This window comes from Halomonas sp. ND22Bw (assembly GCF_003011945.1).
GTDB lineage: Bacteria > Pseudomonadota > Gammaproteobacteria > Pseudomonadales > Halomonadaceae > Halomonas > Halomonas halophila.
Genome location: NZ_PXWD01001048.1, coordinates 1 through 265, shown reverse-complemented (window position 1 = coordinate 265; position 265 = coordinate 1). Strand labels below are relative to the sequence as shown.

1 protein-coding gene is annotated in these 265 nt (G+C 55.8%); it reads right to left on the bottom strand.

From position 1 onward, the window contains the following. Positions 1-48: 48 nt before the first annotated feature. Positions 49-265, bottom strand: a 217-nt coding sequence (locus tag CVH10_RS26925; RefSeq protein ID WP_219924959.1) for a hypothetical protein, incomplete at its 5' end; no start/stop codon positions are given.

Sequence of the window (265 nt, the reverse complement as noted above, 5' to 3'; positions counted from 1 at the left end):
CCACTCTCCAGTGCCAACCCCGACAAGACCGTCAAGATCGGGGCGACACTAAGCGAGAAATAGGACCTCGCGCTCGTCACCTTCCTCCGCGATAATGCTGACGTGTGCGCTTGGCAGCTGTCCGACATGCCGGGGGTCCCAAGGGAGGTGATTAAGCACAAACTCATGGTGCGACATGATGCCAAGCCTGTAAAACAAAAACTGCGGAGATTTGCACCAGACCGGAAACAAGCCATACGAGAAGAGCTCGACCAGCTTCTCAACG